Consider the following 24,375-nt stretch of genomic DNA (forward strand, 5'->3'; position numbering starts at 1 on the left):
CACCCACCGGCGACGTGCCGTTCCCGGCGCCGTCAGGGTGACGGCGCCGGGCAGGTGGATCAGGCCACGGGAATCCCCGCGACCCCGGCGGCCCGGAGACGTTCCTCGTAGCCGTCGTCCAGATCGGTGTGCCGGCGGAACATCACCGGCGTGGTGAAATCCCCCTCGACCAGGCACCGCACCACCTCGGCGGGCTTCGGAAGCAGTCCCCCGTTCAGGGTGCGGGCGGCGCCGAGGACGGTTCGCACGCCCTGCTTCCCGCTGACGAAATCGCCGAACCGCCAGCCGGTCTCCTCGTCGTAGACCAGCGCCTGCAAGCCGTCTCCGCGGCGGAGCACGATGGTCGTGTCACGCGGATCGAACGGGTCCAGCCAGCTGGCGGACACCGCGAAGCCGTGCCGGACGAGCTCCTCGACCACCAGCGAGACATAGGGACGCAGCGCATCGAGAAACGGATCCCGATGCGGCTGCGGTAGAACCATGTCGCTCATTTTCCATCCCATTCGATCATTATTCCTGAATTTCACGGAGGGACCTCGATGTCCCGGTGGCGAGGCGGAAAAGCTCGGACCTCGTCCGGCACCTTTCCGGAGACGACCTCGAACTGGGTACCCGGCTGGTACACCGTGACGGTGAGCCGGAATGGTCGCTGCGCCTGGTCGTAGGATCGGCGCCGCTGCTCGAGAACGGATCGCGGGGCGTCGTCACGCAGGTGGAAGAATGCCTCCTCCGCCTCGGTCGCCTGCCGCAACTCGAATCGATCGATCCAGCCGACCTGTTTGATTCCCAAGGTCCGGCTGAGGTAGGCGAGCATGCCGTCCGGAAGATCCTCGCCCTCCAACTCCTCGGCCCCCTGTTTGCGCAGGTCCGGATAATAGGTGGTCTGCAAATGCGATGGCGAGCCGTCGACGAACAATTCTTGGGAACGCTTGATGACCCGGACTTTCCTGGCGTCGGCGGTCTGCGGAACCTCCAGTCCCAGCGCCTCCGCGACCTCAGGTGACGGCTGAACGATCTGCACGTCGACCTCGGACATCGACGGGACCCGCCCCCGCGACTCGACCTCGGCCATCCAGGACCGGCCCTCGCCGCCACCGAAGCCGGTGTTCGGGTCCTCGCTGATCGTATGGACCCACGGACTCACCGGCTCCAGCACGAAAGTGCCACTTCCCGGCGTTTTCTTCACCAGGTGCCGGGTGACGAGAAGCTTGATGGCCTCCCGGATCGTGTTTCGCGAAGCGCCATAAGCCTGACACAAATCGGTCTCGGTCGGCAGCTTCGCCCCCGCCGGAAGGTCGCCAGAATTGATCTTTCGACGGAGATCGTCGGCGATCTCTCGATACCTCGATCCACTGACCACGACGCCTCCCTGCATCGTCGGCCGGATTTGGCACATCCGCTGAGAACCATCCTATAGGCGCCTGCGGATAGTATGAAGCCAAACGTAGGTACCTTTGGCCTGATCCACATGAGCATCATCATTGATCATGACGGCTCACACCATCGCCGCCTGGAGATCAAATCGAGCACCACCGCGGATGAGGTCAGCAAACGCGAGGCTGGGTGCGATGACCAAGAGCGAGCGACGCTATCGCCAGCGACGAGAACCGTCCCCTTTCCGACGCCAGATCGGCCCGATCGCAGCCACCCTGGGGTTGACCGGCGCCTTCGCGACGGTCGCCGCCGGTGTGATCGACTACTGGCAGACCCTGTGGCTCAACATCGCCGCCGATCTGGCCGGCGCCGCGATCATCCTGGCCCTCTTCCCCCTGGTCGACTGGGCTCAACGCATGATGTTCGGCAGCCGGGAGACGCTGCTGGGGCCGGGGTGCTACGTCGTCGCCGAGAACGATCACGGCACGGTGGAGGAGTTGCTCTCCGCCCGCCCGGCACTCACCGCGAGCCCGGACGCCGGTCCGCTCCTGACGACACACTTCCGGCGGCGCCGGCGGTCCCGGCGCCGCCACCAGGCCGCCTACGCCTGGCGCCGCCGGCACACCATCCACATCTGCGGCACCACGCCGGCCCGGGACAGCTGAGCCGTTTCCCACCAGGCGCGGTCTGCCCGGCGCCGACGGTGCGGCCAGTCCGGTCGCATCGACGACAGGTGTGGCCGGCGGCCTCCCCGCGGACCACCATGGGGTCAGAACCGATCCGGGAGGGTTCCTGTGGCCGAGCCGATGTACAAGCAGATCGCCGAGGAGCTCCGGCGCCGGATCGAGCAGGGCGAACTCGAACCGGGCGCCAAGCTGCCCGCCGAGCTGGAGCTGCGCGAGACGTTCGGCAACGCCTCGCGCAACACGATCCGGGACGCCATCCGTTCGCTCACCGCCCGGGGCCTGGTGATCACCCGTCCCGGCCAGGGCACCTTCGTGGCCGACCGGATCGACCCCTTCCAGATCACCCTCTCCACCGACACCCAGTCCTGCCTGGGCGACGCCGAGGGCATCGCGTTCCGGTCGGCCGCGCCGGCCCAGCAGCGCAAACCGGAAGCCGGCACGCCGCGGGTGGAGATCCAGGCGGCCACCGGGACGGCCGGTCGTGAGTTGCAGCTCCCGGCCGACGCCCAGGTGATCTGCCGGCACCAGGTCCTGACCATCGACAAGAAGCCGTGGTCGATGCAGACCTCGTTCTATCCGATCGCGTTCGTGCCGAAGGCGCCCCTGCTGATCCAGGCGGTCGCCATCGAGCAGGGCACGGTTCGGTACCTCGCCGAGACGCTCGGCGTCGAGCAGGCCGGTTACCGCGATCAGGTGAGCGCCCGCCCGCCGAACGAGGGCGAGATCGCCTTCTTCAAACTGCCGGAGGTCGGCGTCTCGGTGATCGAGACGATCCGGACGGCGTACGAACGGTCCGGCGCGCCGATCCGGTGCACCGTCACGGTCTGGCCGGCCGACCGCAACCGTCTCGTCTACAACATCGGCGACGTGCCGAAGGAGATCACCTCCCCGGCACCCCCGGGCGAGCCCGGCGACACCGCATGAACCGGCCCCGCCCTCCCGGGCTGATCGGGTGAGCGGGGCCGGCGTTCTGTGGTTGCGCTAGCTCTGGACGAACACCGAGACGGTGCGGGCCGGGACCGAGAACGTGCCGGTCGCCGGGGCGAACGACGCGGTGCGGACCAGCGGGTCGGCGGACGCCTGCTGCACCGGGTGCAGCGTGACCCGGGCGCCGGCCAGCGCCGGCACCTTCGGGGTGGCGGTCGACGCGGTGGAGTTGAAGACCACCGTGATCGACTTCCACTTGCCGTCCAGGCCGCGGGCGTCCAGCGTCATCGTGATCACGCCGGGCGTCTCGTCCTTGCCGGAGAGCGGGAACGCCACCCGGTCCTGGACCTGTTTGCCGGTGGCCAGCCCGAAGACCGGCGAGGACTTCCGGATCCTGAGCAGCTCCTGGTAGCGGGCGTCGGCCAGGGTGATCGCCGCGCAGTCCGCCTTGAGGGCCGGGTCGGCGAGCAGCGGCTTGGCGTACGGCCACTTGGACTGGTTGTCCGCGGCCGGCGGCAAGCCGCGACCGAACCCGTTGCCGCGCGTGCAGTCCCACTCGATCTGGTTGAACCAGTCCCCCGAGTTGAACGAGTTGCGGTCCAGGGACTTGGAGCGCAGCCGCTCGCTGCCGGCGGTCACGAACCCGATGCCCTGGCCGAGCACCGTGGTGGCGAGCGCCACCGACTGGGCGCGGGCCCGGTCGGTCGCCGAGGTGGCCTGCGGCAGCTTGAACGCGAACGAGTCGTAGAGGATCTCGTTGTCGTGCGCGTCGACGTAGGTGATCGCCTCGGACGGCGCCGCGGTGTAACCGGCCGGGGCGCCGTTGTAGTCGACCTGCGACCCGGTCACCGTGGCCCCGCTGGAGTCGACGAACCGGTAGTCCGCGAGGTTCCCGGTCAGACCGACCTTGATCAGGTCCTGGTAGTGCAGCAGCCGCGCCTTCCGCTCGGCGGCGGTCCCGTTGACCGGGTCGCCGTTGGGCTGGTCGGCGAGACCCGAGGCGAAGCCCTGGATCCGCGGGTTGTCGTCGAACGGGCCGCCGCCGCGGACCGCGTCCCGGAGCCGGTCGTTGAACGTGCCGATCCCGGTGCCGGCCAGGTTCGCCTGGGTGGCCTGCACGAAGCGGGCGTTGTTCGCCACCTCGCCGAAGTTCCAGCCCTCGCCGTAGACGTAGATGTTCTTCCCGTCCACGCCGTCGCGCTTCAGGGTGAGCTTGTCCAGCGCCTTGCGGACGGCCAGGATGTTCGCCTTCGGGTGGTGGCCCATCAGGTCGAACCGGAACCCGTCGACCTTGTACTGCTTGGCCCAGGTGACCACCGAGTCGACGACCAGCTTGCCCATCATCGCGTTCTCCGGCGCGGTGTTCGAGCAGCAGGTCGAGTTGGCCACCGTGCCGTCGGCGAGCAGCCGCTGGTAGTAGCCGGGCACGATCTGGTCGAGCACCGACTTGCTGTCGGTGCCGGACGCCGAGGTGTGGTTGTAGACGACGTCCATCACCACGCGCAGGCCGGCGTTGTTGATGCCGGCGACCATCGAGCGGAACTCGGTGGTGCGCTGGGCCGGGTCGACGGCGTAGCCGCCCTCCGGGACGGTGTAGTGCAGCGGGTCGTAGCCCCAGTTGTAGCCGTCGGAGTCGGCCACCTTGGCGACGCAGGCCTGCTGCTGGTCCGAGTCGGCCGGCAGGGCGGCCAGGTCACAGTCCGGCTGGGCCTGGTCGGCACGGTTCTCCGGGATCGTCGCGAAGTCGAACACCGGCAGCAGGTGCAGGTGCGTCACGCCGGACTTGCCGAGCTCGGCCAGGTGCTTCATGCCGCTCGACGCCGGCGACGTGAAGGCCTGGTAGGTGCCCCGCGAGGCAGCCGGCACGGACGTGTCCGCGATGCTGAAGTCGCGTACCGAAAGCTCCTGGATCTGGATCTTCGCGGGTGCGGTGGCGGCCGGTTTCCGGAGCGAACCCCAGCCGGCCGGGGCCAGCTTCGGGTCGTTCAGGTCGACGAACTGGCTGAGCTTGGAGTCGGTCGACAGGGCCACCGAGTAGGGGTCGGTCACCGAGGCGGTGACGATCTTCTGCGCGGCCGGCTGCCACGCGGTGACCCGGAACTTGTAGAACTTCCCGTACAGGGCTTTCTGGAGAGCGGAAGACCAGATTCCGGTACGGTCGTCGCGCCGCATCGTGACGACGGTCGCCGACGCCGATGCCGCCGTGTCGTAGATCTCCAGCTCGACGCTGCGGGCGGTCGGCGCCCAGACCGAGACCTTGCCGTGGGCGTAGCCGAGTTCGGCGTCGACCGCCGACGAGTAGACGTCGTCGAGGGCGCCGGCGGTCTGCACCCCGGTGGCCGCGAGCAGCTTCCCGGCGGCGTCCCGCTCGGTGATCACGATCTGGCCGCGCAGGATCTCGGCGACATCGGTCTTCGGCAGCTTGAAGGCGCCGTACTGCCACAGGTGCGGGAAGTCCGCGCGCTGCTTCTCGGTCAGGCCGGTGCGCCGCGAGCTGAGCCGGACGGTCTGGAACGCGCCGGTGAGTTCACCGTCGGTCACCGCGATCCCGCCGGTCGGCGACCAGACCAGGTCGTAGACCTTGCCGTCGGTCCCGGCGCCGACCTCCTGCAGCGTGGTGCCGGTGCCGGTCTGCCAGGCGATCGTCGAGCGGTCCAGCCAGACCGCCGACTCCTTGGTCAGGTCGGTCGAGCCGCCGCCACCGGCGGTCTTGACCAGCGGCAGCAGCCGCTTCTCCTGGCCGGCGAGCAGCCAGACCTCGTGGGTCGAGTCCGCGAAGGTCAGCCGCTGGTCGGTGGGCAGGTCCTTGGCGTCGCCGTTGTGGATGATGTAGCTCAGCCCGGCCGCCCCGTCGGCGAGCGGCACCTCGAAGACCGCGCCGAAGGAGTCGATCTTCGTGGGCTTGAGCGGGCTGCCCCAGTCGGTGCCGGTCGCGGCGCCGTCCCAGACGTGCAGGCCCCAGCCGTCGTAGTTCCCGTCGGCCTTGCGCCAGTGGATGACCGCTTTCGACTGGTCCTGCTGGGTCGCCGGCGGGGTGGTGTGGACGGTGCTGTCGCCCTGCTTGAGCCAGACCTCGGGGGTCTTGTTCGGGTCGAGCGTCCGGTCGGCGTCGGTGTCCTTCACGCCGTCCTTGTTGACCACGACGAAGCCCATGCTCTTCGCGTTCGGCGCGAGCTTGACGTAGGCGAACCGGCCGTAGGCGTCCTCGCCGACGAACGGCTGCCCGGCGGGCCAGGTGGTGGACATCGACGGGTCGACGTCACCCCAGGTGTAGAGACCCCAGTCGTCGTAGCCGCCGGCCGGACGCTGGTAGTGCACGATCGCGTAGTCGACGGTCGACGCCGCGGCCGGGGTGCCGACCGTGATGCCCGTCGAGGACGACGCGAGCCGCCCCTTGCTGTCCCGCACCACCGCTTTGTACTTCACCGGAGTGCCGCCGGCCAACCTGTCCAGGTCGTGGTAGATCCGGTAGGGCGCCTTGTCGGCGGTGCCGAGCAGCTGCCACCGGCCGGTGCCGACCTGCGCCGCGAAGGTGACCGTGGCGAGCGGGTCACCGGTGGTCTCGGCGACCAGCTCGGTGCGGGTGGCGACCGAGGCCCCCGCCTTCGGCGTGGTCAGGCTGACGGTGGGCGCGGCGGTCGGCTGCGGCAGGGTTCCACCCGATTTCAGTACGACGGTGGACAGCGCCGGAACGGTGACAGTGATCTTGCCGTCGGTCCCCGCGGTCACCGCCGACGCCCCGCCGTAGAGGCCGGCGAAGGTGCTGCCCGGCGACGAGGTGGCGAAGGTGACCGTCTGGGTGGTGGTGGCGCTGTTCGCCGCGACCACGTACTCGGTCCGCTTGGCCCGGTCGATCCGGGACACCGCGAAGACGCCCTGCCCGGGCGCCGCGTACCGGGTCTGCTGCACGCCGCTGACCAGGGCCGGGTTGGCCTTGCGCAGCTTGGCCAGCGCGGCGATGCTCTGGTAGAGCGGGTGCGCGGTGTTGTAGTTGTCCACCGCGTGCGTCCGGTCGGTGCCGATCAGGTCGTCGTCCAGGTAGTCCGCCGTCTTGCTGGCGAACAGGTCCTGGCGGGCGTCCTTGTCCCCGCCCGGGCCGGTGAAGCCCTGCTCGTCGCCGGAGTAGACGACCGGCTGGCCGCGGGTCAGGAACATCAGCTCGTGCGCCAACTGGTCACGCTTGAGCTGGGTGTCGGCGGTCGCGGCGGAGGCGATGAACGAGCCGATCCGGCCCATGTCGTGGTTGCCGAGGAAGGTCGGCAGCCGGTCGGCGCCGGTGCTCGCGGTGGTGTAGAGGTCGTCCTTGGCGTAGAGGTCGGCGAGCGCGGTGGCGTTGCCGGCGCCGGTGACGAACGCCCGGGCCGCCTCCTGGAAGGAGAAGTCCAGGGTGGCCGGGAGCCCGCCCTTGCGGACGTAGGTCGACTCGACCTCCTGGTCGGCGCTGTACACCTCGCCGAACATGAAGAAGTCCTTCTTGCCCGCCTTGCTGGCGGCCTTCTCGATGCCCTGCGCGAACTGCGGCCAGAAGTCCAGGTCGGTGTGCTTGACCGTGTCCAGGCGGTAGCCGTCGATGCCGGTGCTGCCGATCCAGTCGGCGTAGATCTTCGTCATCCCGCGGACCACCTCGGGACGCTCGGTCCACAGGTCGTCGAGGCCGTAGAAGTCGCCGTACTCGCTGTTCTCGCCGGAGAACGTCGAGTCACCGCGGTTGTGGTACATGGTCACGTCGTTCAGCCAGGCCGGCGTCTTGGCCTTCGCGTCGGCCCGGTTCGCGTAGACCGGCGTGTAGGGGAAGGACGTGCTGTCCACCGACGGGAATCCGTTCCGGCCGGTGGCGTAGTTCCGGTCCTCGAACGGCTGGCCCTCGGTGTCGGTGTACGGCGACGTGGACTTGTCGACGTACGAATACTTGTTCTCCCGGTATTTGATGACGTCGGCGGTGTGGTTGACGATGATGTCCAGGAAGATCTTCAGGCCGCGCTGGTGCGCGAGCTTGACCAGCTTCTTCAGGTCCGCGTTGGTGCCGAAGTGCGGGTCCACCTGGGTGAAGTCGGTGATCCAGTACCCGTGGTAGCCGGCCGAGATGTCGGTGCCGCTGCCCTGCACCGGACGGTTCTTGAAGACCGGGGCGAGCCAGATCGCGGTGGTGCCGAGCCCCTGGATGTAGTCCAGCTTGTCGATCACGCCCTGAAGGTCGCCGCCGTGGTAGAAGCCCTTGTCGGCGGGGTCGTACCCGGTCGACAGCCGGTCGCCCCGCAGGCCGCCCCGGTTGTTGGACTTGTCGCCGTCGGCGAACCGGTCCGGCAGGACGAAGTAGTACTGCTCGCTGGTCGCCGGCCGGTCGGAACCCCAGTTGGCGATGACCGCGGCGCTCGGCTCGGCCGGCGCGGCCGCCGCCTCGGATGCCGGGACCGCGAGCAGTGGGAGGAGAAGGCTGAGCAGCGCGGTCCCCCACCGCGATTTACTCGATGCCACTATGCACCCTTCCGATTGGTGGAGAGTCACTGGTGCTGGCGCACGGACCACACCTGGAAGGTAGGCCCGTCTCCATTGATTTCAATACATCCATCGGTACCGACCTTGAGCCGGTCGGCGCCGCCGTAGAGGTTCTCGCCGTCGATCCCGGCCGGCAGGCCGGCCAGCCGCAGCGGCTCGCCGGCCGCCCGGCGGGCCACCACCAGCACCGCGTCGTCCCGCGTCTCGCGCAGGAAGGCGAGCGTGTCGCCGGCCGCGTGCGCCCAGCGCAGCCCACCGTGGCGCAGCGCGGGCTGCGCCCGGCGCAGCGCGATCAGATCGCGGTACTCGCCGAGGGTGCGCCGGTCCCAGGTCTCCGGCCGCGACCACGGCATCGGGGTACGGGAGTGCTCGCCGTTCACGCCGGTCAGCCCCAGCTCGTCGCCCGCGAAGATCATCGGGGTGCCGGGCAGGGTGCAGAGCAGGCCGGTGGCGATCTCGTGCCGGGCCGCGTCGCCGACCACCGAGCGGATCCGCGGGGTGTCGTGCGAGCTGAGGATCTGCCACGAGGCGGTCCACGACCGCCAGGACATCTGCGCCGAGAACGCGCTCATCGTGGCGACCAGCGCGCCCGCGTCCCGGTCCGGGATCTCCCCCGGCACGCCGAGGAAGTCGTCGAACGGCAGCACCGCGGCGCGCAGCCAGCTCCACACCGGGCGGGTGAACCCGGCGTAGTTCATCGTGCCCTGCCAGCCGTTGCGGTCCAGGTCGCCGGTGGCGTCGTGGGCGTGCTCGCCGATCAGCAGCGCGTCCGGCCGGACCTGCTGCACGGCCCGGCGCAGCAGCACGGCGGCCTCCCGGGACCAGTCCTCGGCGCCGCGGCGGCCGGTCATGTTGGCCACGTCGATCCGCCAGCCGTCCAGGGCGTACGGAGGGGTCAGCCAGTGCTGGGCGATCCGGGCGAACCGGCGGCGCAGCTCGTGGCTGCCCCAGTTGAGCTTGGGCAGGCTGGGCACGCCGAGCCAGGACTCGTACCCGCCGTCGTCGCCGAAGTAGTAGAGGTCCGGCTCGTCCGGGAACCACGGGTGGGCGGCGCCGGTGTGGTTGGTGGTGAGGTCACCGATCAGCCGCATGCCCCGGCCGTGCGCCGCCTCGCTCAGCCGGATCAGCGCCTGGTCGCCGCCGAGCAGCGGGTCCACCCGGTCGAAGCTCGCGCTGTCGTAGCGGTGGTTCGACCGGGACGGGAAGAACGGGGTCAGGTACAGGGTGTTGGCGCCGAGGCCGGCGATGTGGTCCAGGCGCTGGGCGATGCCGTCCAGGTCGCCGCCGTACACCTGGGTGGCGGCCAGCGGCGGGTGGGCCGCGACCGGGTCGTCCCAGTCGCAGGGCACCGCCCAGTCCGGCGCCGGGCGCCGCGCGGAGCTGGCGAACCGGTCCGGGAAGATCTGGTAGACCACGGCGTCCCGCGCCCAGGCGGGCGCGGGAGCGTAGGCGACCAGGCGGAAGTCGGTCGAGTCCGGGACGTCGTGCTGGGTCACCCCGCAGCCGGTCAGCCACCGCACCGCGCCACCCGCGGTACGCAGCAGGAACCGGTACGGCGTGACCGGGTTGCGGACCTCGATCTCGGCCCGCCACCACTCGCCGCCGTCGTCGCGCCGGTCCACCACCGCCGAGGTGAAGACCGGCTCGCCGTCGCGGACCCAGCGCATGTGCACCCGCGACACCCGGGTCCCGGCCGGCACCCGGACGAAGACGCTGACCGTCTCGCCGAGGGCCGGGGCCGGGTGGGAGACGTACCCGTCCGAGCCGTCGTGGTGTGGCAGGAGCAGCCGGCTCATCCCTTGACCGCGCCCGCGCTCAGGCCCTCCACGATGTACCGCTGCAGGTACATGAAGACGCCCACGGTCGGGATCGCGGTGAGCAGGGTGCCCGCGCAGAACATCCCGAAGTTGGTGTCCCGGGAGCCGGCGATCAGCCCGTACAGGCCCACCGCCAGGGTCTTCGAGGTGCCCTCGGTGAGGAACACGTTGGCGATCAGGAACTCGTTGATCGTGCCGATGAAGGCGAGCAGGCCGGTCACCGCGAGGATCGGGGCGATCAGCGGCAGCAGGATCTTGAAGAAGATCTGCGAGTGCGTGGCGCCGTCGACGTACGCGGACTCGTCGAGCTCCTTCGGGATGGTGTCGTAGAAGCCCTTCATCAGCCAGGTGTTCACGCCCAGCGCGCCACCCAGGTACAGGAAGATCATTCCCCACCAGGTGTTGAAGCCGAACGCCGGCCACAGGTCGGTGATCGTGGAGAACATCAGGAAGATCGCCACGACCGCCAGGAACTGCGGGAACATCTGGATCAGCAGCAGCGACATCAGCCCGACCCGGCGGCCGGCGAACCGGCGCCGGCTGAACGCGTAGGCGGCCAGCGCGGAGAGGAAGACCGACGCCGAGGCCGCCACCCCGGCGATCACCACCGAGTTGACGAACCAGTACGGGAAGCCGGTGCTGCCGAACAACTTGCTGAAGTTCTCGGTGGACGCTCCGGTCGGCAGCAGCTCGGTCGACGAGAGCGTGCCGAGCGGGTTCAGCGCCGCGGAGAGCACGAACAGCAGCGGGATGATCGCGAACACCACGCCGAGGACGGCGACCAGATGGCGCCAGCCGACCTGTGTCATCCAGCGGGTCACGAGTACACCTCCTCCTGGTGCCGGGTACGCCGGAAGCTGATCGTGGAGACCACCGCGACGATCAGGAAGATGAAGATCGAGATCGCGGCGGCAAAGCCGTACTGGGCACCGGAGGCGCCGAACGCCAGCCGGTACGTGTACGTGATCAGCAGATCGGTGGCGCCGTTGGTGAGGTTGTCGGCCGGGAACGGCGCGCCCTCGGTGGTCAGCCAGATCGCGTTGAAGTTGTTGAAGTTGAACGCGAACGACGAGATCAGCAGCGGGGTCAGGGCAATCATCAGGAGCGGCAGGGTGACCGCCCGGAAGCCCTTCCAGGGGCTGGCACCGTCCACCTTGGTGGCGTCCACCAGCTCACCCGGGATCGCCTGCAACGCACCCGTGCAGACCAGGAACATGTACGGGTAGCCCAGCCAGAGCTGGACCAGGATCACCGCGATCCGGGCGGTCATCGCGCCGCCGAACCAGTTGGTGTGAATGCCCAGCAGGTTGTTGATCAGCCCGAAGTCGGTGTTGAACATGTCCCGCCAGACCAGCAGCATCGCGAACGACGGCATGGCGTACGGCAGTACGAGCAGGATCCGGTACAGGTTGCGGAACCGGACCCGGCTGGAGTGCAGCGCCACCGCGATGAACATGCCGAGCAGGAACGTGAAGCCGGTGGAGCAGATCGCGAACACGAAGTTCCACACCAAGGTGCCCAGGAACGGGCCGGAGATGCTGTCGTCGGTGAGCGCCCGGGTGAAGTTCGCGAAGCCGACGTTGACCTTCCAGCCCTGGGCCAGCTTCTCGCCGTCGCTCGCCACGAACGCGCCGAGGCTCTCGTCGGCCTTCCACACCTTGCCGCTGGTGGTGTCCCGGATGCTGTCGGTGGCCGCGTCGTAGACCCGGCCGGCCTTGCCCTCGTAGGCGCGGGACAGACCGGTGGAGCGGATCGCGCCACCCGCGGTCGGCACCACGAACTCGGTGATCTCCTTGCTCCGGGCGCTGGCCTGGCCCACGTTCAGCACGGTGTAGCCGCGCGCCGCGGTCACCTTGCCGGACGAGGTGACCGTGACGTCGCCGGCCGGCAGTTCCTTGAGCCCGAAGCCGTCACCGACCGACACCTTCTTGCTGGCCGGGTCGGTGATCAGGAAGACGATCGGTCCGGTGGCCGGGTCGCCGGTGGTGGCGATGGACAGCGCGTACTCGGTGGAACCGGGCACCTGGGTGACCGACGCGGTCTGGATGGCGACGACCGCGTCCTGTTTGCTGCCCCGGTGGCCGTCCCCGAAGTTGGTGAACGCCGTGCTGGCCGTGTAGAGCACCGGGAACAACTGGAAGATCACCAGGAACACGGTGCCGGGCAGCAGGTACTTCGCCGGGATGTGCCGCGGCGTCAGGTAGGCGTAGAGCAGCAGCGCGGTGGCCGCGACCAGGATGCCCAGGCCGACCCAGTGCTCGCCGGCGATCAGCGGGAACGCGGCCCACACCGAGAACGACACGAGCAGGCCGAGCAGCACGATCTTGACGGCCAGCCCGAACGCGCTGACGCTGCGCTCTTTCCGGTGCGCCGGCTCGGAGCCGCGACCGGGATCGGTGGCGGGGAGGGCCCGCGACGCGGACCCTCCGAGCTGCGTCGTCATTACTTGATCTGCGAGGAGATCGTCTTGCCGGCGGCGGTGATGGTCTTCTCCGGGTCGGCGCCACCGATCACGGCGGACTCGGCCTTGCCGAACGGGTCCCAGATGGCGGCCATGGCCGGGATGGCGGGCAGCGGCACGGCGTTCTTGCCGGCGGCGACCCACTTCTCCAGGTCCGCGTCGGCGCCCTTGACCTGGTCCAGGGCGGCGGTCAGCGCCGGCGGCCGGGGCTCGGCGTTGTAGAGCGCGACGGCCAGGTCCGGGGTGGTCACGTAGTTGGTGACGAACTCCTGGGCCAGCGCCTTGTTCTTGCCCTTCGCGGCGACGTAGAAGGTCTGCACGCCGAGGAACGGGGTGGCCGGCTTGCCACCGGCGAAGCCCGGGACGGCGGTGATGTCGTACTTGATGTTCGCCTTCTTCACGTCGGTGACGGCCCACGGGCCGGAGACGAGGTAGGCGCACTTCTTGCCGGTGAAGGTGGCGATCGAGTTCTGGTCGCTGATCGAGCGCTTCAGCGCGCCGTCGCCCTTCTCGCCCAGCGCGGCCAGCTTCTTGAACGCCGCCACCGACTCCGGCTTGCCGACGCCCAGGTCCTTCGGGTCGTAGTCGCCGTTCGCGGTGGTGCCGAAGAGGTAGCCGCCGGCCGAGGTGTAGAGCGGGTACGAGTGGTAGGCGTCGCCGTTCTGGCCGACCTGCAGGCAGAGGATCTCCGAGACCTTCTTCTCCGCCTTGAGCTTCTTGCCCGCGGTGACCAGGTCCTCGATGGTGGCCGGGGCGGCCGGGGCCAGGTCGGTGTTGCGGATCAGGCCGAGGTTCTCGGTCGCGTACGGGACGCCGTAGGTCTGCCCGTTGAAGGTGACCGCCTTGATCGCGTTCTCCGCGATGCCGCTCTTCTGCTCGGCGGTCAGCTGCACCGGGTCGATGGCGCCGTTCTGCACCAGGTTGCCGATCCAGTCGTGCGCGCCGACCATCACGTCCGGGCCGCTGCCCTGCTGCGAGGCGGTCAGGAAGGTGGTCTGCTGGTCCTTGGAGATGGCCTGGACCTTGACGGTCACGCCGTTCTCCTTGCCGAACTTCTCGGCGAACGGCTTGAGGGCGGCGGAGCGCTTGTCGTCCGCCCAGATCACCAGCTCACCGCCGGCGGCCGCGGCCGACGGGGCGCTGCCACCCTTGGTGTCGTTGTCCTTGCTGTCGCCACAGGCGGCCACGCCGGCCAGGCACAGCATGCTGGCGGCGATCACACCGGCAGTACGGATGCGCATGGAAATGCTCCCGTTCATGTACGGATTTAGCGCGAGAAAAAGGGGTGTCCTGAGCGCGGCCCATGGCCCGGCGCCCACAAGATCGGTAAGGTGTCGTCCTTGTTGCCGGGACGTTAGCAAGCTCTTGCAGTCAATGGAAGGGCTTGCAGGGCGATGGCCGGTAACAGCTCGGCACTACAGTGACAACATGCGTGCACGGATGGCGGACATCGCCCGTCAAGCCCAGGTCAGCGAGGCGACGGTCTCTCGCGTCATCAACGACCGCCCCGGCGTCTCCCCCGAGACTAGGCAGGCGGTGCTGACCGCCCTCGACGTGCTCGGCTACGAGCGCCCCGAGCGGCTGCGCAAGCGCAGCGCCGGCCTGGTCGGCCTGGTCGTGCCCGAGCTGGACAACCCGATCTTCCCGGCGTTCGCGCAGGTCATCGAGTCGACACTGGCCCAGAGCGGCTACACGCCGGTGCTCTGCACCCAGTCGCCCGGTGGCGTCACCGAGGACGAGTACGTGGAGATGCTGCTGGACCGCCAGGTCTCCGGCATCGTCTTCGTCTCCGGCCTGCACGCGGACACCACCGCCGACGTCGAGCGCTACCTGCGGCTGCTCGCCCGGCCGCTGCCGATCGTGCTGGTCAACGGGCACACCGACGGCATCGACGCGCCGTTCGTGTCGTGCGACGAGCAGCTGTCCGGCGATCTGGCGGTCGGGCACCTGGCGTCGCTCGGGCACCGCCGGATCGGGATGATCTCCGGCCCGCACCGGTTCAGCCCGGTGCAGCGCAAGCTCGCCGGTTACCGGGCCGCCATCCAGCGCGAGCTCGGCGTTCCGGCGTCCGAGGTGGACGATCTCGTGGAGCTGACGCTGTTCGGTGTGGAGGGCGGCGAGGTGGCCGCCGAGCGCCTGCTGAACAAGGGCGTCACCGGCATCATCTGCGGGTCCGACATGATGGCGCTGGGCGCGATCCGGGCCGCCCGGCGCCGCGGCATGAACGTGCCGGGCGACGTGTCGATCATCGGTTTCGACGACTCGCCGCTGATGGCCTTCACCGATCCGCCGCTGACCACGCTGCGCCAGCCGGTCGCGGCGATGGCGGTGGCCGCCGTCCGATCCCTGGTCGACGACATCAACGGGCATGGTTCGCCCAGGTCGGAGTACCTTTTCCGGCCGGAGCTGGTGGTCCGCAACTCGACCGCGATGGCACCGGCCCGCCGCAAGCTGACGGCCGACATCTCCGCCGCCTGACCGAGCCCGCCTCATCGCGGCCCGTCCGACCGGGCCGCCGCACCGCACCGCGGACCGCCCGGCCGAGTTGCCTCTCCGCACCTCACCGCAGCCCGCCTGACCGGGCCGCCGCACCGCACCGCAACCCGCCCGGCCGAACTGCTTCACGGCACCGCACCGCAGCCCGCCCGGCCGAGCCGCCTCACCTCACCGCAGCCCGCCGACCCGGGCCGCTTCACCGCACCGCAGCCCGCCCGGCCGAGCCGCCTCACCGCACCGCAGCCCGCCGCCCCGGCCGCTTCACCGCAACCGCAACCCGCCTGACGGGGCCGCCTCACCGCACCGCAGGGCGCCTGACCGGGCCGCCTCACCGCACCGCAGCCCGCCCGAGCGGGGGCGCCTCATCGCAGCCCGCCCGGCCGGGCCTCAGCCACACGCCGGCCCGAGCCGATCCAGTCGGCACCGGCTGGCATCCCGTCACCGTTTCCGGCCTCGCCAACGGGCCCGCGTGACGAAACCTGCTGCAATTTCTTGCATGATCCGCCGAGGAAACTCGCGCAAATGCTCAAGAGAGCGTGTTCTCCGACTCGTTCGTGCAGCGGGCTTCCGTGCAGGTGACGCTGCTGCGGTGGCGTGGGGTCACGGTTTCGCTGTCCGGCGCGGTCAGAGCCGGCAAGAAACGGCAGGTCGGATCGGACCGAATCTGCACGCATAGCAGTCGCCTGAACACTGTCAGCATGCAAAACCGCCATTCTTGCTGTCGTCACCGACTCAGTGATACACATCACATTTTTCTTAACCGGTTCACTCGTCGGTGAGCGATTCGCAACATTTATATGCACTCACGGCGCCCAGCGCGCCGGTCTAGAACGCCTTTGCGACGGCAGGTGTCGGTTCCTTGCAAGGTATGACGGGGCCGGTCAGTGTGCGTTTCAGGCGCGGCTGGGACTCGAGCTGCCATTGTCGGCCGCTGGTCGCCGAACCGGTCCAGTCCGGTGGCGCCGGCTCGGGCTCGGGCTCGGGCTCGGGCTCGGGCTCGGGCTCGGCTTGGCTTGGCGGGACTGTGCGGTGGGCGTACGGAAATCAGAAGGGTTTCAAGGTCTTTCGCTGGACGATGCTGGTGGCGGTCACGACGCTCAGCGGGGGCACGTCCCTGGCGACGACGGCGCCCGCTCCGACGACGGAGCCGCGGCCGATGGTGACTCCCGGGGTGACGGTGACCGCGGCGCCGATCCAGACGTCGTCCTCGATCACGATCGGAGCGTGGGTGATGAAGTCGAAGCGCTCGGCGGGCTCGACCGGGTGCCCGGCGGTGCTCAGGGTGACCCGCGGGCCGATCATGACGCGGTCGCCGACGGTGATGCCGCCGTAGTCGAGGAAGAAGCAGCCCTGGTTGATGAAGACCCGCTCGCCGAAGCTCGCGCCCAGCCCGTAGTCACAGTGGAACGGCGGCAGGATCGACAGCGAATCCGGGACCGGGCCGCCGAAGATCTCGGTGAGCAGCGCCCGGCGCCCGTCGAGATCGTCGAACGGCAGCGCGTTGAGGCGTGCGGACAGGCTCATGGCAAGCTGGACGCGCTGCGCGAAGGCTCGTGACTCGGGCGTACGCGTGGGGAGACGTTGCTCGTTGCGCATCGGCCGATCGTGGCACGGCGCGGTGGAGGGGGAGGCCGTGGGCCCGTCGGAGAGTCTCCCGCAGTTCCTGATCCTGATCTACGAGCGGCAGCCGCCGGAGAGCGCGCGGGCCGCCCCGCCCACCGTGCTGGAAGCGCACCTGCACCTGCCCCGGCAGATCGCCGAGACCGGCGCCCGGATCATCGCCGGCAACGCGCTGGGCCCGGCGTCGCACGCCGTGTCGATCCGGGACAACGTGCCGGTCGGCGGTTCGCTGGCCAGCGGCTCGCCGGTCGGCGATGCGGCAGTCGGGGATGCGCCGCTCGGCGGTTCGGTGGCCAGCGGCTCGCCGGTCGGCGATGCGGCGGTCGGGGATGCGCCGGGCGGCGATGCGGCGGTCGGGGATGCGCCGCTCGGCGGTTCGGTGGCCGGCAGCGGGCCGACGCTGGCGGGCTACTTCCTGGTGGAGGCGTCGGACCTGGACCACGCGGTCTGGGTCGGCCGGATGGTCCCGGTCATTGACGGATGGGTCGAGGTGCGCCCGGTCCTCACGTCCTGATACCGGCGGGCCCGGGCGCTGACGCCGGTGGACCGGATCCGCGGACTGGCGGGCCGGATCCGCGGGCGGGTAGCCGGGCCAAGAAACCGGCGCGCCGGATCCGCAGGCTGGCGGACCGGACCCTGAAACCGGCGCGCCGGATCCGCAAGCTGGCGGACCAGACCCTGAAACCGGCGCGCCGGATCCGCAAGCTGGCGGACCGGACCCTGAAACCGGCGCGCCGGATCCGCAGGCTGGCGAGCCGGACCCTGAAACCGGCGGGCCGGACCCGCGGCCGGCGGCCGGACCGCTTCAGAGAGCTCGGCGCCGCCGGGCCAGGTCCACGGCCGCGGGCTGCCACTGCGGATAGTGGAACGAGAAGCCCGCGTCGGTGAGCCGCTCCGGGACGACTCGGCGGCTCTTCAGCAGCAGCTCGGTGTCCGTGCGCAGGGCCAGCGCGCCGATCTCGGCCATCCAGCCGGTCGCCGGCAGGCCGACCGGCATCCGCCAGGCCGACCGCAGCGCCCGCATCAGGTCCCGCTGCGGCAGCGGGCCGGGCGCGGCCAGATTCACCGCGCCGGCCAGGTCGTCCCGCTCGATCAGGAACCGCACGGCCCGGACGAAGTCGTGGTCGTGGATCCACGACACATACTGCCGGCCGCCGGCGACCGGCCCGCCGAGACCGATTCGGGTCAGCCAGCTCAGGACGTCGAAGACGCCGCCGCGGTCCGGGCTCATCACCATGGCCGAGCGCAGCGCGACCTTGCGGGTGGCGGGGGTCGCGGCCTGCGCCTGCGCGGCCTCCCAACTCCGGGCGATGCGGACGCTGAACTCCCAGTAGCCGGGGACGCCCGCCTCGTCGCCGCCGATCAGGCCGGTGTGCTCGTCGTTGGCCGCGTCGAAGCGGTGCGCGTAGATCGTCGCGGTGCTCATCTGCAGCCACACCGCCGGCGGCCGGGCCGCCTTGGCGATCGCCTCGCCGACCACCCGCGCCGAGTCCACCCGGGAGTTCATCATGGCGGCCAGGTTCTCCGGCGTGTACCGGCAGCTCACGCTCCGGCCGGCCAGGTTGATCACGGCGTCGCTGCCGTCGATCTCGCGGACCCAGTCGCCCAGGGTCGCGCCGTCCCAGTGGACCTGGCGCTCGCCGCGCGGGTGGCGGGTGAGCACCACGACGTCGTACCCCTGCGCGGTCAGCGCCCGCTCCAGGATCGTGCCGACCTGCCCGGTCCCGCCCGGAATGACGATCTTCATCGAGCCCTCCCCCGTTTTGAGCAATCGCTCAAAACGGAGCCTAGACTCTTTTGAGCAATCGCTCAACTGATGGTCGCTGACCGAAAAGGACAGCGCCTTGCCATTCCCATCGACCGCTCTCTATCCTCCGGAGGAAAGCGCTTTCCCCATGCTCGATCCCCCCATGAAGCGCACCGTCCCCAGGAAGTGAGATCCCCGATGAGACGACCAGTCGCCCTCCGGTGGCTAGCGGCCGGAGCCACCGCGGCGGTGAGCGCCACGATCGCGCTGACGCTGCCGACGACCTCCGCGTTCGCCGCCGACAACCTGAGCCTGAGCGCCGGCGCGGACGGCTCCAGCAAGGCGAGCGGCACGAGTTACGGCAACGTCCGGGACGGCAACACCGGCACCTACTGGTCGCCGGCCGGCTCGACCGGGTACGTCTCGGTCAAGTGGGGCAGCGCCACCACGGTGTCGTCGGCCGTCATCAGGCAGGCCTCCGGCGGCGGCACGATCACCGCGTGGCGGCTGCTCAACGCGGACAGCGGCGCCGTGCTGACCAGCGGCAGCGGCAGCCCGAGCAGCATCTCGTTCGCCTCGACCACGCTCAAGAAGCTGACCTTCGAGATCACCGGCGCATCCAGCGCGCCGCGGATCGCCGAGTTCGAGACGTACGCCTCCGGCGGCACCGCCCCGACCACCAGCCCCACCGCCAGTCCGAGCCCGACCGGCGGGGGTGGCGGCACCGGCACGCCGACCGGGACCTGGCCCACGTCGGCCGGCTCGGTGAGCGTCTCCGGCACGATCACCGTCTCCGGAACCTTCGACGGCGGGATGAAGACCTATTGCTGCATCGGCGACGGCTCGCAGAGCGAGTCGCAGGACCCGATGTTCGAGATCGCCAACGGCGGCACCCTGCAGAACGTCATCATCGGGTCCCCGGCCGGTGACGGCGTGCACTGCAAGGGCACCTGCACCATCAAGAACGTCTGGTGGAATGACATCGGCGAGGACGCCGCGACCTTCCAGGGCACCGGCGGCGGAACCAGCTACGTGATCGGCGGCGGCGCGCGGTCCGGCAGCGACAAGACGTTCCAGCACAACGGCAACGGCACGGTCAGCATCTCCGGCTTCTTCCTGAGCGGCTCCGGCAAGCTGTACCGCGCGTGCGGCAACTGTTCCAGCTCCTACCAGCGCAACGTCAAGATCGACAACGTGCTGCTGAACGACATCGACATGGTCGCCGGGATCAACACCAACTGGGGCGACACCGCCACCATCACCCGGGTCACGCTCACCAACAGCTCCAGCGCGGTGGTCTGCGGCCAGTACCAGGGTGTCGCCAAGGGCAGCGAGCCGAGCTACCTCGGCGAGGGCTGGAACAACGCGAACTGCAAGGTCAACAAGAGCGACATCACCTACAAGTAGGCGGGCCGGTGCTCATGGCCCTGTCCCGGCCCGGGCAGGGCCATGAGCGCCTCGCGTGAACAAGCGAGGGTCCGAGCGGACCTCGGCCATCCGCCACACCCGTGAGGTCGCCGGGCGGCCGTGAGCGCGGCGGACCTGGCGCTGCTCGGCAGAGCTCTGCCCAGGTCGTACCAAAAGGGGGTGGGAAAGCGGCCCGGACCACGCCGGACCGCTCATCCGAGGATCGTCAGCGAGGAACGACCTGCTCGACCGCCCACTGGCGCCACGTGTCGAGCTTGTGCTGGACGGTCGCGAGCTGCTCGCGGACCGGGCCGGGGCCGGTCGAACCGGGCGTGGTGCGGGCCGCGAGCGCCGAGGAGACCGAGAGGACCTCGCGCACCGACGGGTCCAGGTGCTCGCTCACCGTCTTCAGGTCGTCGTCGGTGAGGTCCTCCAGCTCGCACTCGCGGGCCGAGCAGAGCGCCACCAGCTTGCCGGTGATCTCGTGCGCGTCGCGGAACGGCACCCCGCGCCGGACCAGCCAGTCGGCCACCTCGGTGGCCAGCGAGAAACCGACCGGGGCGGCGGCCGCGAGGCGGTCCACCCGGACGGTCATCGTGGAGATCATCCCGGCCAGCGCGGGCAGCAGCAGCTCCAGGGTGTCGACCGCGTCGAAGGCCGGCTCCTTGTCCTCCTGCATGTCCCGGTCATAGGTCAGCGGCAGGCCCTTGAGCATGGTCAGCACCGCGACCAGGCCGCCGATCAGCCGGCCGCTCTTGCCCCGGGCCAGCTCGGCGATGTCCGCGTTCTTCTTCTGCGGCATGATCGACGACCCGGTGGCGAACGCGTCGTCCAGCTCCACCCAGCCGAACTCGGTGGAGGTCCAGAGCACCACCTCCTCGCCGAGCCGGGACAGGTGCACGCCGATCAGGCCGGTGACGAAGAGGAACTCGGCGACGAAGTCACGGTCGGCGACGGCATCCATCGAGTTCGCCGCGGGGGCGGTGAAGCCCAGCTGCTTGGCGACCGCGGCCGGGTCGAGCGGCAGCGACGAGCCGGCCAGCGCGCCGGAGCCGAGCGGGCTGATCGCGGTGCGCCCGTCCCAGTCGCGCAGCCGCTCCAGGTCGCGCAGCAGCGGCTGGACGTGGGCGAGCAGCCAGTGACCGAAACTGACCGGCTGCGCGTGCTGCACGTGGGTCATCCCGGGCGCCGGGGTGTCGACGTTGCGCGCCGCCTGCTCGGTCAGCGCGTCGGCCAGCTCGATCAGCGCGACGGCCACCCCGCGGGCGTGGTCACGCAGGTAGAGCCGCAGGTCGGTGGCTACCTGATCATTACGCGAGCGGCCGGCCCGGAGCTTGCCGCCGAGCGCGCCGAGCCGCTCCAGCAGGCCGCGCTCCAGGGCGGTGTGCACGTCCTCGTCCTCGACCGTGGGGCGGAACTCGCCGGCGGCGCAGGCCGACTCCAGGTCGTCCAGCGCGGCCAGCATCCGGCCCAGCTCGTCGGCGTCGAGCAGTCCCGCGTTCGCCAGCACGCGGGCGTGCGCGCGGGAGGCGAGCAAGTCATAGGGCGCCAGCCGCCAGTCGAACTGGACGCTGACGCTCAACCGGGCCAGGGCCTCCGCCGGGCCACCGGCGAATCGCGCACCCCAGAGCCGGGTTGGCTCGTCACTCTCCGGCACACCTACTCCTTGATCGTCTGAAACTTCCACCTGACTTTAACGCGTGCATAATAATACCCCACGTCTGATAAAGTTGCATCATGGCTGATCTCGATCTCACCGGCGACGTCGTCGCCCTCACCCGCGTCCTCTGCGACATCCCCTCGGTCAGCGGCGAGGAGAAGGAGCTCGCCGACGCCGTCGAGGCAGCGCTGCGGAAACTTCCGCATCTGGAGGTCCTGCGCGACGGCGACGCCGTGGTCGCCCGGACCAACCTGGGCCGCGCCACCCGGGTGGTGCTCGCCGGCCACCTCGACACCGTCCCGATCGCCGGCAACCTGCCGGTTGTCGAGGACGGCGACGTGCTGCGCGGCCGCGGCACCGTCGACATGAAGGCCGGGGTCGCCACCACGCTGCACCTCGCCGCGGTGCTGACCGAGCCGCGCTACGACGTCACCTATGTCTACTACGACCACGAGGAGGTCGCCGCCAAGCTGAACGGGCTCGGCCGCCTGGTCCGCAACCACCCGGACTGGCTGGCCGGCGACTTCGCCATCCTCGGCGAGCCGAGCGACGGCACGGTCGAGGGCGGCTGCCAGGGCACCATGCGCGTGAAGATCACCGTGCCCGGGGTGGCCGCGCACGCCGCCCGCTCCTGGATCGGCAGCAACGCCATCCACAGCGCCGGCGGGGTGCTCGACGTGCTGCGTGCCTACCAGCCGCGCCGGCCGGTCGTCGAGGGCCTGCAGTACCGGGAGGGCCTCAACGCCGTGAAGATCGAGGGCGGCATCGCCGGCAACGTCATCCCCGACCTGTGCACCGTCTTCGTCAACTACCGCTTCGCCCCGGACCGCTCGGTCGAGGAGGCCGAGGCGCACCTGCGCGAGGTCTTCGCCGGCTTCGACCTGGAGGTCACCGACCGCGCCCCGGGCGCCCGCCCCGGCCTCGACCAGCCGGCCGCCAAGGAGTTCGTCGAGCTGGTCGGCCGCGAGCCGCAGGCCAAACTCGGCTGGACCGACGTGTCCCGCTTCGCCGGCCTCGGCATCCCCGCGGTCAATTACGGCCCCGGCGACCCGCTGCAGGCCCACACCGACGGCGAGCACGTGCCGATCGCCGAGATCCGCACCGCCCTGCACAACCTGACCACCTGGTTGAGCTGACGCTTTCCGGCCGGCGGCCCGGCCCGCTCCATTTTTCGGTACGACCTGGCCGAGGTCCCGCCGAGCCGCCGCGCGGAGATCCCCCTCAAGACCGCCCGGCGCGCCACGGATGTGGCAGGTGGTCACGGTTCGCCAGCTCGGCGGACGCCACGGGATGATGGTGCCCGTGATGGTGGACCGGAAGATCGTGGATGCCCTGGTGGAGCTCAACCCGCAACCGCGCGGAGCACGCTGGGCCAGCCTCACCTACTGCATCCTCGACGCGGTCTGGTCGATCGGCGCCCGCTACGACACGGTGGTGGTCCCGCTGGTCCGGCGCGTCGCCTCCCGGGCCGGCGACGAGAACCCGCTGGCGCCGGGCGGCCCCGACCCGCTGCCGGTGCCGACCTTCCGCACGGCCTATCCCGAGGTGGCCGATCTGGAAGCGGTCACCAACAAGCAGCGCACCTCACCCACCGGCGGCATCCTCAAGGCCGACGCGGTCCTGCGCCACGCCCGCGTCTTCGCCGATCACGGGGTGTACGAACTCGCCACGGCCGCCACCCTGGCGGTCGACGACCCAGCAACCTGGTCGCGCCTGGACGCGGCGCTGGCCGCGGTGCCCGGCGACGGGCAGTCCCGGATACGCCGCGGCTACCTGTGGATGCTGACCGGCGACGACCACGTGGTGAAGCCCGACCGGATGGTCCTGCGTTGGCTGGCCCGCCACGGCGCGGACGTCTCCGCCGACGAGGCCCGCGTGCTGCTGGCCGAGCTCGCCCGGATCGTCGCCGAGATCCTGGGCCGCCCGGTGACCCCCTGGATGATCGACCACGCCATCTGGCTCGACGAGCGGAACCGCCCGGGCGAGCCCGGCGCGGGCCTCTAACCGCCGACGCGGGTAGCGGTCTGCCCGCTGTCCGGGGCGGTCCCGGCCGGTCGCGGTCGCTACCGGCGCGGTGCGCCGATAGCGGGCGCCGAGTAGCTTGGCGGGCGTGACCGAGCCAGACGCGAGTTGGGCGGACCGCATCGTCGCGGAGTTCGGCGACGGCCATCCGGTGGAGATGATCGCCGCGCGGTACGGGCTCACCGTGCCGCAGGTGTATGCCGTGGTGGAGGGTGAAGTCGGCGCGGCCGGCCAGGTCCAGCCGGGCCACCATCCGCCGCCGGCGTCCTACTATCCGCCGCCGGGTCATGCCCCGCCGGCCTACTATCCGCCTCCGGGATATCCGGCGCCGCCACCCGGGCAGGCCTACTACCCGCCGCCGGGCCATCCCGGGCAGGCCTACTATCCGCCGCCCGCCTATCCGCAACAACCGGCGCCTCCGCCGGCTACGGCCCCTTACCCGGCGCCGCCGGCCTTCCCGCACGAGGACGCGATCGTGGCCGAATACGCCGACGGCCACGACGTGACCGCGATCGCCTACCGCTACGGCCTCACCGCGGACCAGGTCTACGCGGTGGTCCAGCGAGCCCTGCAGGAGGACCCGCCGCCCACTGCCACCGCCGGATGAACGGCGTCACGCGCTCACCGTGAACGGTGAGCGCGTGACGAGTCAGCTGGCCGGA

Annotated in this window: 18 protein-coding genes; 8 read left to right on the forward strand and 10 right to left on the reverse strand. The window is 70.3% G+C overall.

Annotation, left to right across the window (positions count from 1 at the left end; translation table 11 throughout):
* Nucleotides 1-59: 59 nt before the first annotated feature.
* Nucleotides 60-482 carry a DUF6292 family protein gene (locus BJY16_RS44115; protein WP_185045649.1) on the reverse strand — a complete coding sequence of 141 codons (423 nt, stop codon included), beginning with the start codon at nt 480-482 and terminating at the stop codon, nt 60-62.
* 41 nt (nt 483-523) lie between these two features.
* Entirely contained in the window at nt 524-1,360 is an 837-nt protein-coding gene (locus BJY16_RS44120; RefSeq protein WP_185045650.1) for a GntR family transcriptional regulator, read from the reverse strand.
* Between the two features lie 208 nt (nt 1,361-1,568).
* Between BJY16_RS44120 and BJY16_RS44125 the strand changes: the two genes are divergently transcribed.
* The gene (locus tag BJY16_RS44125) at nt 1,569-2,039 is read left to right on the forward strand and encodes a hypothetical protein (RefSeq protein ID WP_185045651.1); all 471 of its coding nucleotides are present in this window, start codon (nt 1,569-1,571) and stop codon (nt 2,037-2,039) included.
* Nucleotides 2,040-2,168: 129 nt separating this feature from the next.
* On the forward strand, nt 2,169-2,984 hold the full coding sequence (locus BJY16_RS44130; RefSeq protein WP_185045652.1) for a GntR family transcriptional regulator: 816 nt from the start codon (nt 2,169-2,171) through the stop codon (nt 2,982-2,984).
* Nucleotides 2,985-3,041: 57 nt separating this feature from the next.
* On the opposite strand, the gene pulA is transcribed toward BJY16_RS44130, so the two are convergent.
* Genes pulA through BJY16_RS44155 form a run of 5 tightly spaced genes read right to left on the reverse strand, consistent with a single transcriptional unit; the run spans nt 3,042 to nt 14,002 of the window.
* On the reverse strand, nt 3,042-8,462 hold the full coding sequence (gene pulA, locus BJY16_RS44135; protein WP_185045653.1) for a pullulanase-type alpha-1,6-glucosidase: 5,421 nt from the start codon (nt 8,460-8,462) through the stop codon (nt 3,042-3,044).
* A 26-nt stretch (nt 8,463-8,488) separates the two neighbouring features.
* A complete protein-coding gene (locus BJY16_RS44140) occupies nt 8,489-10,279 on the reverse strand; it encodes a glycoside hydrolase family 13 protein (RefSeq protein WP_185045654.1) in 1,791 nt (596 codons plus the stop codon).
* Entirely contained in the window at nt 10,276-11,109 is an 834-nt protein-coding gene (locus BJY16_RS44145; RefSeq protein WP_185046957.1) for a sugar ABC transporter permease, read from the reverse strand. Before BJY16_RS44145 ends, BJY16_RS44140 begins: the two co-directional genes overlap by 4 nt.
* Nucleotides 11,110-11,117: 8 nt before the next feature.
* Complete coding sequence (locus tag BJY16_RS44150) at nt 11,118-12,743, reverse strand: ABC transporter permease subunit (protein ID WP_185045655.1); 1,626 nt, start codon at nt 12,741-12,743, stop codon at nt 11,118-11,120.
* On the reverse strand, nt 12,743-14,002 hold the full coding sequence (locus BJY16_RS44155) for a sugar ABC transporter substrate-binding protein (RefSeq protein WP_185045656.1): 1,260 nt from the start codon (nt 14,000-14,002) through the stop codon (nt 12,743-12,745). Before BJY16_RS44155 ends, BJY16_RS44150 begins: the two co-directional genes overlap by 1 nt.
* A 187-nt stretch (nt 14,003-14,189) precedes the next feature.
* Between BJY16_RS44155 and BJY16_RS44160 the strand changes: the two genes are divergently transcribed.
* Nucleotides 14,190-15,239, forward strand: a complete 1,050-nt coding sequence (locus BJY16_RS44160) for a LacI family DNA-binding transcriptional regulator (protein WP_185045657.1) — start codon at nt 14,190-14,192, stop codon at nt 15,237-15,239.
* A 1,062-nt stretch (nt 15,240-16,301) separates the two neighbouring features.
* Here the strand turns inward: BJY16_RS44160 and BJY16_RS44165 are convergent.
* The gene (locus tag BJY16_RS44165) at nt 16,302-16,853 is read right to left on the reverse strand and encodes a sugar O-acetyltransferase (RefSeq protein ID WP_185045658.1); all 552 of its coding nucleotides are present in this window, start codon (nt 16,851-16,853) and stop codon (nt 16,302-16,304) included.
* A gap of 37 nt (nt 16,854-16,890) precedes the next feature.
* On the opposite strand from BJY16_RS44165, the gene BJY16_RS44170 reads away from it, so the two are divergent.
* Nucleotides 16,891-17,391: a YciI family protein gene (locus BJY16_RS44170; RefSeq protein ID WP_185045659.1), complete on the forward strand. Its 501-nt coding sequence runs from the start codon at nt 16,891-16,893 to the stop codon at nt 17,389-17,391.
* Nucleotides 17,392-17,682: 291 nt separating this feature from the next.
* On the opposite strand, the gene BJY16_RS44175 is transcribed toward BJY16_RS44170, so the two are convergent.
* Nucleotides 17,683-18,624 carry a TIGR01777 family oxidoreductase gene (locus tag BJY16_RS44175; RefSeq protein WP_185045660.1) on the reverse strand — a complete coding sequence of 314 codons (942 nt, stop codon included), beginning with the start codon at nt 18,622-18,624 and terminating at the stop codon, nt 17,683-17,685.
* A 198-nt stretch (nt 18,625-18,822) separates the two neighbouring features.
* Here BJY16_RS44175 and BJY16_RS44180 point away from each other — a divergent pair, with 198 nt between their 5' ends.
* Nucleotides 18,823-20,031: a pectate lyase gene (locus BJY16_RS44180; RefSeq protein ID WP_185045661.1), complete on the forward strand. Its 1,209-nt coding sequence runs from the start codon at nt 18,823-18,825 to the stop codon at nt 20,029-20,031.
* Between the two features lie 226 nt (nt 20,032-20,257).
* Here BJY16_RS44180 and argH read toward each other — a convergent pair whose 3' ends face one another.
* Entirely contained in the window at nt 20,258-21,688 is a 1,431-nt protein-coding gene (argH, locus tag BJY16_RS44185; protein WP_239176810.1) for an argininosuccinate lyase, read from the reverse strand.
* Between the two features lie 80 nt (nt 21,689-21,768).
* On the opposite strand from argH, the gene dapE reads away from it, so the two are divergent.
* From dapE to BJY16_RS44200, 3 genes are all read left to right on the forward strand, one after another.
* A complete protein-coding gene (gene dapE, locus BJY16_RS44190) occupies nt 21,769-22,827 on the forward strand; it encodes a succinyl-diaminopimelate desuccinylase (protein WP_185045663.1) in 1,059 nt (352 codons plus the stop codon).
* Between the two features lie 169 nt (nt 22,828-22,996).
* The gene (locus BJY16_RS44195; RefSeq protein ID WP_203758858.1) at nt 22,997-23,695 is read left to right on the forward strand and encodes a DUF8548 family protein; all 699 of its coding nucleotides are present in this window, start codon (nt 22,997-22,999) and stop codon (nt 23,693-23,695) included.
* A 106-nt stretch (nt 23,696-23,801) separates the two neighbouring features.
* Entirely contained in the window at nt 23,802-24,320 is a 519-nt protein-coding gene (locus BJY16_RS44200) for a helix-turn-helix domain-containing protein (RefSeq protein WP_185045665.1), read from the forward strand.
* The last annotated feature ends 55 nt before the right edge of the window (nt 24,321-24,375 follow it).

Origin of the sequence: Actinoplanes octamycinicus (assembly GCF_014205225.1) — a bacterium.
Classification (GTDB): domain Bacteria; phylum Actinomycetota; class Actinomycetes; order Mycobacteriales; family Micromonosporaceae; genus Actinoplanes; species Actinoplanes octamycinicus.